General features: G+C 62.9%; 10 protein-coding genes and 1 pseudogene. 4 read left to right on the forward strand and 7 right to left on the reverse strand.

Features of this window, described 5'->3' with window-relative positions; all coding sequences use genetic code 11:
* Positions 1 to 92, reverse strand: a pseudogene (locus ABS88_RS21145) (ABC transporter permease); the annotation flags it as partial.
* Here ABS88_RS21145 and ABS88_RS21150 point away from each other — a divergent pair.
* The gene (locus tag ABS88_RS21150; RefSeq protein WP_286750501.1) at positions 61 to 987 is read left to right on the forward strand and encodes a hypothetical protein; all 927 of its coding nucleotides are present in this window, start codon (positions 61 to 63) and stop codon (positions 985 to 987) included. The pseudogene ABS88_RS21145 and the gene ABS88_RS21150 overlap by 32 nt on opposite strands.
* Positions 988 to 1,264: 277 nt before the next feature.
* On the forward strand, positions 1,265 to 1,633 hold the full coding sequence (locus ABS88_RS21155) for a hypothetical protein (RefSeq protein ID WP_286750502.1): 369 nt from the start codon (positions 1,265 to 1,267) through the stop codon (positions 1,631 to 1,633).
* A gap of 54 nt (positions 1,634 to 1,687) precedes the next feature.
* On the opposite strand, the gene ABS88_RS21160 is transcribed toward ABS88_RS21155, so the two are convergent.
* From ABS88_RS21160 to petA, 4 genes are read right to left on the reverse strand one after another with little or no spacing between them, the layout of a single operon-like run.
* On the reverse strand, positions 1,688 to 2,242 hold the full coding sequence (locus tag ABS88_RS21160) for an adenine phosphoribosyltransferase (RefSeq protein WP_286750503.1): 555 nt from the start codon (positions 2,240 to 2,242) through the stop codon (positions 1,688 to 1,690).
* 37 nt (positions 2,243 to 2,279) lie between these two features.
* The gene (locus tag ABS88_RS21165; RefSeq protein WP_003050484.1) at positions 2,280 to 3,092 is read right to left on the reverse strand and encodes a cytochrome c1; all 813 of its coding nucleotides are present in this window, start codon (positions 3,090 to 3,092) and stop codon (positions 2,280 to 2,282) included.
* Between the two features lie 31 nt (positions 3,093 to 3,123).
* On the reverse strand, positions 3,124 to 4,407 hold the full coding sequence (locus tag ABS88_RS21170) for a cytochrome b (RefSeq protein WP_003050481.1): 1,284 nt from the start codon (positions 4,405 to 4,407) through the stop codon (positions 3,124 to 3,126).
* A gap of 13 nt (positions 4,408 to 4,420) precedes the next feature.
* Entirely contained in the window at positions 4,421 to 4,978 is a 558-nt protein-coding gene (petA, locus tag ABS88_RS21175; protein WP_003050479.1) for a ubiquinol-cytochrome c reductase iron-sulfur subunit, read from the reverse strand.
* A 214-nt stretch (positions 4,979 to 5,192) separates the two neighbouring features.
* On the opposite strand from petA, the gene ABS88_RS21180 reads away from it, so the two are divergent.
* Both ABS88_RS21180 and hemF read left to right on the forward strand, forming a co-directional pair.
* Positions 5,193 to 5,651, forward strand: a complete 459-nt coding sequence (locus ABS88_RS21180) for a tRNA (cytidine(34)-2'-O)-methyltransferase (protein ID WP_086455797.1) — start codon at positions 5,193 to 5,195, stop codon at positions 5,649 to 5,651.
* Positions 5,648 to 6,508 carry an oxygen-dependent coproporphyrinogen oxidase gene (gene hemF / locus ABS88_RS21185; RefSeq protein ID WP_286750504.1) on the forward strand — a complete coding sequence of 287 codons (861 nt, stop codon included), beginning with the start codon at positions 5,648 to 5,650 and terminating at the stop codon, positions 6,506 to 6,508. Before ABS88_RS21180 ends, hemF begins: the two co-directional genes overlap by 4 nt.
* Positions 6,509 to 6,568: 60 nt before the next feature.
* On the opposite strand, the gene ABS88_RS21190 is transcribed toward hemF, so the two are convergent.
* The gene (locus tag ABS88_RS21190; RefSeq protein WP_156001385.1) at positions 6,569 to 7,429 is read right to left on the reverse strand and encodes a hypothetical protein; all 861 of its coding nucleotides are present in this window, start codon (positions 7,427 to 7,429) and stop codon (positions 6,569 to 6,571) included.
* A 25-nt stretch (positions 7,430 to 7,454) separates the two neighbouring features.
* On the reverse strand, positions 7,455 to 8,031 hold a 577-nt coding region (locus ABS88_RS21195; RefSeq protein WP_286750505.1), incomplete at its 5' end, for a hypothetical protein.

Genomic DNA, 8,031 nt, shown 5'->3' on the forward strand with positions numbered 1-8,031 from the left:
GGCGAGTCGGCATCCCCCAGGAATCCGTACCGGAAGCCGGAAATGATGTAGAAGAACGGATTGGCATGGCTGATCGCCCTTATGCCGGGAGCATGGATCTATTTCACCCAGACGCTGACAATCTATACGATCCTACGCAGAGTGTCAGGCAGAACTCCGCGCTTAGCGATGTTTGCGGCCGCGGCCACGCTACCGCTTGCGGTCGGTTTTGGTATCCCATTGTGGGCCAATGCGGTCACTGAACAACGCGTTCAGGCCCTGATCGCACAAGACCACGGCGCGCCTCCTACATTGCCGGCAAATCTTTCCGTCACCCATGCAATCGACAGAGGCTTAGGCTCTTCCGGTAAGTGTTGGGACATCTGCCAGCGGCTCCTATTTTCGCGCACGGCAAAAAGCTTTATCGAAGTACCTCTTGATATGCTGTCGAAGCAAGCCTCGCTCCCAACCTCCGCACGTCGCTTTTCGCTCGGACCGATTGGGGGATGCAACAACGCGCGGTTACAAACGACGTATGCCACGCCCGCAGAAATTGGGCGCGAAGTCCCACCCCCGCCGCCGCCGCTCTCGGACAAACTGGAGGACTTTGCGCGGGAGGGATTGTGTTTGCATGACGATGAGGTGCGGGATGCGCGCTCCGATGTCCTCATCGTCGAACGGTGGAACTACGATCCGGCTCTTCGAGGCTTCCGCTTCGACGGTGAGGGTTGGCGCCTTTCACTGCATCCCATCGCCCCATTCAAAAGGCGCGAAGTGTTCCGACGTACGCCTTCCGGCTTGGTACGGCTTATGCGCCGCACTGAGGTTCGATATGCGCGCTTAGCGGAGCCGTTATGGCTATCGCCAGGATTCAGTTTCAACACCGCGTCGCCTACGCATTGGGCTTGGCGCGATCAGCGTGTCGTCGGCAGTCCGGTCGAAAGCTTTCAACCGACCGAATGGAACGGGCTGATTGCCAACGATCTGGCGGTGCGTGGCCTCCGGTGAAACATAGCCAGCATTTAGAAAGGCAGCGAAATAGAGAGTTGTTTGCTTAGATGTGTCATTTCGCCTTCAGCCGGAACCACTCCCTATCGCGCCCATGCTGCCGGCTGTGCCTGCTTTCGTCCCGAGGGCGGCAAAACCCGCCGGTCAGCAATCCGCCCCAAAGTCGCCGTTGCCGCCGATCTGGATCGAATGACCGGAATCGACCGGTTGCTGACGTAGGAAATCCTTAGGCCTTGGTCGTCATACAGGTGGCCAATTGGCAAGAGGTCTCGATGTAATGGAACTGTTACTCGACTGGATCGAACTGGTCGTGGCGTTAGCGCTAGTGCTGGCAGTCGGGGCTGTCTGGCTTGCTAGACCCCTATTTGAACATATTGCGGGCCAAAAAATGCAGCAAAGCAACTTTGTCGTGTTTGAGGCATACGAAGTCCATTGGAAGTGCCTGAAAAGCGACATGGAAAGAGCGGGTTGGCGGTCCACCGATATTGAACCTGCACACGGTGAAGCGAATCTGTATCGCTTTCAGAAATGCAGTCCTCTCGCAGAGAAGCTTGGCGATCTCATAAGCAAGGGAATGCCAGAAACAGCAAACCGGAAAGAAGGTGCCGACCTGCTAATCAAGGTCGCCGAACACGGAATTGCATGAGATCGAACTGAAGGTAATGTCTGTGGCGGCTCTTCACCCCAAAGCCGCCGCGCCTTAATCGCCGTCGAAGGCGATCAGCGTTTCGCACGCAAGGCCCGCGGCCTTGAGCCGCTGCGAGCCGCCGAGGTCGGGAAGGTCGATGACGAACAGCGCCGCGGCGACGTCGGCGCCGACGCTGCGCATCAATTCGGCGGTCGCGAGAATGGTCCCGCCGGTGGCGAGCAGATCATCGACCAGCACGACGCGGTGGCCCTCGGTGACGGCGCCTTCGTGCAGCTCGAGCCGGTCGGTTCCATATTCCAGTTCATAGTCGACGCCGATGGTCACGCCGGGCAGCTTGCCGGCTTTGCGCACCGGCACCAGCCCGATACCGAGCGCGGTTGCCATCGCCGCGCCGAACAGAAAACCGCGCGCCTCTACCGCCACGATCAGGTCGGGGCGATAGCGGGCGGCGCGGTCTGCCAGGCGGCGGACGCTTTCGGAAAAGCCCGCCGCGTCGCCGATCAATGTCGTGATGTCGCGAAACTGGATCCCGGGTTTCGGGAAATCGGGGATCGTGCGCACGAGCCCCGAAAGGTCGAGGTCGGGACGCGGCGGAAGGGCGATCATCGTCGACCGCCCTTCGCTATGCCCGCGTCCCCAATCCTCAATGTTCCTTGCCGGCCCAGATGTTCCGGTACGACAGATAGGCAAGGATGGTGAAGATCAGGAGGTAGAGGAACACGGCCCAGCCGGTCCACACGCGCTTCACCAGCTTGGGTTCGGCCGTCCACACGAGGAAGGCGGTCACGTCCTTCGCCATGCTCTTGAGGTCGTTCGGCGAACCGTCGGCGAAGGTCACCTGACCATCGGCGAGCGGCGGTGCCATCGCGAGGTTGAGGTTCGCGAAATAGGGGTTGTAGTGCAGGCCGGTCGCCGGCTGCAGTTCCTTCGGCAGGTTCGCCGGCGGGTTCTGGAAGCCGGTGATCAGCGAATAGACGTAATTCTTGCCGTCTTCGCGCGCCTTGGTGATCAGCGAAAGATCGGGCGGCAGCGCATTGTTGTTCGCCGCGCGCGCCGCGGTTTCGTTCGCATAGGGCGCCGGGAAGTGATCCGACGGCAGGCCGGTGCGGGTCGCCGGTTCGCCCGTGTCGGGGTTGATCGACGGGATATTGTCATAGCTTTTGGCAAAGCTCTTCACCTGACCCTCGGTATAGCCGAGTTCGGCGATGTCGCGGAACGCGACGAGGTTCAGGCTGTGACAGGCCGAGCACACTTCCTTGTACACCTGCATCCCGCGCTGCAGCTGGGCCTTGTCCCAATGCGGGAACATGCCGTCGCTGGCGAGCGCGAGGTGGCGCGGGTGCTTGTGGAATTCATGCACCGCGTTGGGCTCGTTCGAGAGCGGCGTGGTGAAGATCGCGCACAGCAGCGCCAGGATGAAACCCAGGCCGACGAGAAATCCGAGCGGACGAACCATGGCTGTATCAGCTCCTATAAAAGTCCGGCGCTCAGGCCGTTGCCGGGGCCGACGACGCGTCGGCATTCTTGGCGAGGACCGCCTCGGTGATCGAATTCGGCATCGGAAGCGGCCGTTCGATCCGCGAGATGATCGGCAGGATGATCAGGAAGTGCGCGAAATAATAGGCCGCGCACAGCTGGCTGAGGATCACATAGGGCTGCTCCGCCGGGCTCTTGCCGCAATAGCCCAGGATGAACACGTCGACGACGAGGATCCAGAAGAAGATGCGGTTGAGCGGACGATAGTTCGACGACTTCACCGGCGAGCTGTCGAGCCACGGCAGGAAGAAGAGCAGCGCGATCGCCGCGAACATCGCGATGACGCCCCACAGCTTCGCATCGATCCACAGGAAGTTGAAGGTGAAGGCGCGCAGGATCGCGTAGAACGGCCAGAAATACCATTCGGGAACGATGTGCGCCGGCGTCGAAAGCGGGTTCGCCGGGATATAATTGTCCGGGTGACCGAGCAGGTTCGGGCTGAAGAAGGTCAGCGCGACGAAGATCATCAGGAACACGCCGAGGCCGAAACCGTCCTTCGCGGTGTAATAGGGGTGGAACGGGACGGTGTCCTGTTCGTCCTTCACCTCGATACCGGTCGGGTTCGACGACCCCGGGATATGCAGCGCCCAGATGTGCAGGATGATGACACCCGCGATCACGAAGGGCAGCAGATAGTGGAGCGAGAAGAAGCGGTTGAGCGCGGCGTTGTCCGGCGCAAAACCGCCGAGCAGCCAGACGCGGATCGGATCGCCCACGGCGGGTATCGCCGAGAAGAAGCCGGTGATCACCTGCGCGCCCCAGAAGCTCATCTGGCCCCAGGGAAGGACGTAGCCCATGAAGGCGGTCGCCATCATCAGGAGGAAGATCACGACGCCGAGCAGCCACACCATTTCGCGCGGCGCCTTGTACGAACCGTAATAAAGGCCGCGGAAGATGTGCAGATAGACGACGATGAAGAACATGCTCGCGCCGTTCATATGCGCGTAGCGCAGGAACCAGCCGGCGTTCACGTCGCGCATGATATGCTCGACCGAGTTGAACGCGACGCCCGCATTGGCGGCATAATGCATCGCCAGCACGATGCCGGTGATGATCTGGATCGCGAGCGCAGCCCCGGCGAGGACGCCGAAGTTCCAGAAATAGTTGAGGTTGCGCGGCACCGGATAGCCGGCCCCGATCGCATTATAGACGAGACGCGGCAGCGGCAGCTTCGCGTCGAGCCACTTCATCAGCGGCTGCTGGGGTTCATAGTTCTTGGCCCAGGGAAAGCTCATCTTATCTCGCTCCTCAGCCGATCGTCACGACGGTGTCGCTGTTGAATTCATAAGGCGGCACGAACAGATTCTTCGGCGCCGGGCCTTTGCGGATACGCGCCGCGGTGTCGTAGTGTGAACCGTGGCACGGGCAGAAATAGCCACCATAATCGCCGCGCGGCTCGCCCTCGGCGGCGCCGAGCGGCACGCAGCCGAGGTGGGTGCAGACGCCCAGCGTGATCAGCCAGTTTTCCTTGCCGGGCTTGGTGCGCTCGTCGAGCGTCTGCGGATCGCGCAGGTCGCTCAGCGGCACCTTCTTCGCCTCGGCGATTTCGACGGGCGTCAGGTTGCGGACGAACACCGGCTGCTTGCGCCAGCTCGTCTTGATCGCCTGACCCGACTGGATCGCGGAAATGTCGATTTCGGTCGACGACAGCGCCAGCACGTCCGCCGACGGATTCATCTGGTTCACCAGCGGCAAAACGACGGTGGCCGCACCAACACCCGCGAAGCTGACCGCCGCGATATTGATGAAGTCCCGGCGCCGCACGCCATCCTCGATGCCGGCGTTGAGATTGGATTCACTGGCCATTCGATTGCCCTTGCGCTGGGTGAACTGACAATGGTTCTCGGAAAACTGGCCACCCCGTTTTACGCGCGCAAAGCGTCGCAAATCCCGGCGGCCCCTCCGGGAATTGCGGGCCTGATAGCCGCACACAACAGCCTTGCCAACAGGCAATTTCCGCTTTGTGACCGCTATGTTGCCCCCTCTCGATTCCGCAGGCGCGCGAAGCTAAGGCGGAGCGATGCAAATCGCCCTGTTTCAGCCCGACATCGCCGGTAACGTCGGCACCATCCTGCGCACCGCGGCCTGCTTCGGGGTTCCGGCGCACATCATCGAACCGTGCGGCTTTCCTTTTTCCGACCAGGCGCTGCGCCGCGCCGGAATGGATTATGCCGCGCGCGCCAATGTGCGGCGCCACGCCGACTGGGCGGGCTTCGGCGACTGGAACCGGGCCGAAGGCGGGCGGCTGGTGCTGATGACCACCGCGGGCGCGACCGCCCTGCCCGATTTCGTGTTTCAGGAGGGCGACGTGCTGCTGCTCGGCGCGGAGTCGTCGGGCGTTCCCGCGCATGTCCATGCCGCCGCGGCGGCGCGGGTCGCGATTCCGATGCGGCCGGGCTTTCGGTCCTTGAATGTCGCGGTCGCGGCTGGCATCGCGCTGGCCGAGGCACTCCGGCAGACGAAAGGCTTTGCGTCATGATTTCGCTCGATCCCCAGCAACAGGCGGCGCGCGACTGGTTCGAGTCGCTGCGCAACCGGATCTGCGCCGCGTTCGAGGCGATCGAGGCCGAGGCGGGCAGCGACGCGCGCTTCGCCTATACGCCGTGGGACCGCGAGGCCGAAGGTATTGCGGCGGGCGAAGGCGGCGGCGGCGTGCGCGGGGTGATGACCGGCCGGGTTTTCGAAAAGGTCGGGGTCAATGTCTCGACCGTCGCGGGCGAGTTCGCGCCCGATTTCGCCCAGTCGATCAACGGCGCCGAAAGCGACCCGCGCTTCTTCGCCACGGGCATCAGCCTCGTCGCGCATATGGCCAATCCGCATGTTCCGGCGGTGCACATGAACACCCGCTTCCTCACGACGACGAAGCGCTGGTTCGGCGGCGGCGCCGACCTCAATCCGCCCATCCCCTATGCCGAAGACACCGACGCTTTTCATGCGCGGCTGCGCGCCGCCTGCGCGCCCTTCGGTCCCGATGCCTATGCGCGCTATTCGAAATGGGCGGAGGATTATTTCTATATCCCGCATCGCGGCGTCCATCGCGGCGTCGGGGGGATATTCTACGACCATCTCGAATGCGCCGACGATGCGGGCTTCGACCGCAACTTCGAATTCACCCGCGCCGTGGGCGAGGCCTTCCTCGACATCTTCCCGCAGATCGTGCGGCGCCGGATGAACCAGCCCTTCACCGAAGCCGAGCGCGAGGAGCAGCTCGTGTGGCGCGGCCGCTACGCCGAATTCAACCTCGTCTACGATCGCGGGACGTTATTCGGGCTCAAGACCGGCGGCAATATCGACGCGATCCTTATGAGCCTGCCGCCGCTCGCCAAATGGAGCTGACGAAAAAGGGGCGCCGCGTCGGCCGCAGGCGCCCCTGATTCTTGCGATATTGACCGTCGATCAGGCGAACACGCTGCCCGCATCGACGGGCCCGAGCGCGCGGTAGATGCCCGCCGGAATCCCGACCTGCAGATAGGCGACGGGAATGCTCATCACGATGCTGCCGACGATCAGCCCGACCATCGATCCCGCGCCCGGCATCCCGCCGCTCGCAAAGACCGAAAAGCCGACCACCGCGCCAAGGATCATCGCAATCACCAGGAAGGCGATGCCCAGCAGGATGAAATAGGCGAAGATCTTCCACTGCGCCGCGCCGGTGATCCGCCACGATTCGGACAGGCCGGTCAGGACATTGAAGGTCCGCTTGTCGGCCATGATCGGCCCGGTGCAGCACAGCCGCGCCGCGAGCCAGACGATGAACAGCAGGAACAGCGGCACCAGGATCAGCATCGCGAAGCCCATGCCGGCCAGCGCCGATTCGCTCGGCTGGCGGCCGCTGAGCAGCGCCGGCGCAAAGGCGCCGCCGAAGAGCAGAAAGCCGATGATGCCGATCACGAAGAGGATCGCCGCCGTGAAAAGGAGCACGGGCAGCGCGGCCACCAGCCCATAGCTCAGCGCACCGCCGACATTTTCCTGACCGTCGCTGAAGCCCAGTCGCCACGAAGCGAAATAGCTACCGGTCTGGAGGATGTAATTGACCAGGCCGAGCAGGATCGCAAAACCGCTGAACGCGGCGAAAGCCCCTGCCCCGCTCGTCATCCGCGCCGGATCGAAGGCGGCCATGCCGCCGCCGAGCGCGAGTTGCAGGATCAGCGGCACCGCAATGCCGACGCCGATCAGCGCGATGGCATGCTCGGCGGCGCGGCCGCTGAAAAAGCTGGTCGCATAGGACCAGGCCTGACTGATGCTGATATTATTCACATCCATTCTCCCCTGTTGGACATGGTCAGGCGAAGATATCCCCCGCCTGGGTTGTCGCCAGCTGCCGATAGGCGGCCGCCGAAATCGCGATCGAGATCATCGTCGCGACAAGCCCGAAGCCGGCTTCGACCAGCCCGCCGAGCATCTTGCCGACGCTGCCCGCGCCGCCGATCATGCCGACCAGCCCGCCCACCAGCGATGCGGCGATGATGACGACCAGCGTGACGAGGAACAGGAACAGGAAAATGCGCCAGCCATTGCCGCGCGTCATCTGCCAGCTCGTCGCGATCACCTCGACCGGATTGCGGATCGCGCGGTCGGCGACCAGCGGCGCGACGAAAGCGAGCCGCCCGATCAGATAAAGCCCCGGAATGATGAGCAGCAGAAAACCGACGCCCAGCATCAGGCCGGTCAATATCTGCACCGCCAAAATAGTGAGCAGCATCGACGCAGCAAAGCCCAGCGCTTCGCCGACGCTGGTGCTCGACCGCGACAGCCACAAGCGCATGATTGCCACCGTCCCGAACATCGTGAACAGCGCAACGCCGATCTGATACGGCAGCATCTGCAGGATATTCTGCTGCATCGCGGCGGTCAGCTGG

The organism is Sphingopyxis sp. SCN 67-31 (genome assembly GCF_001725095.1).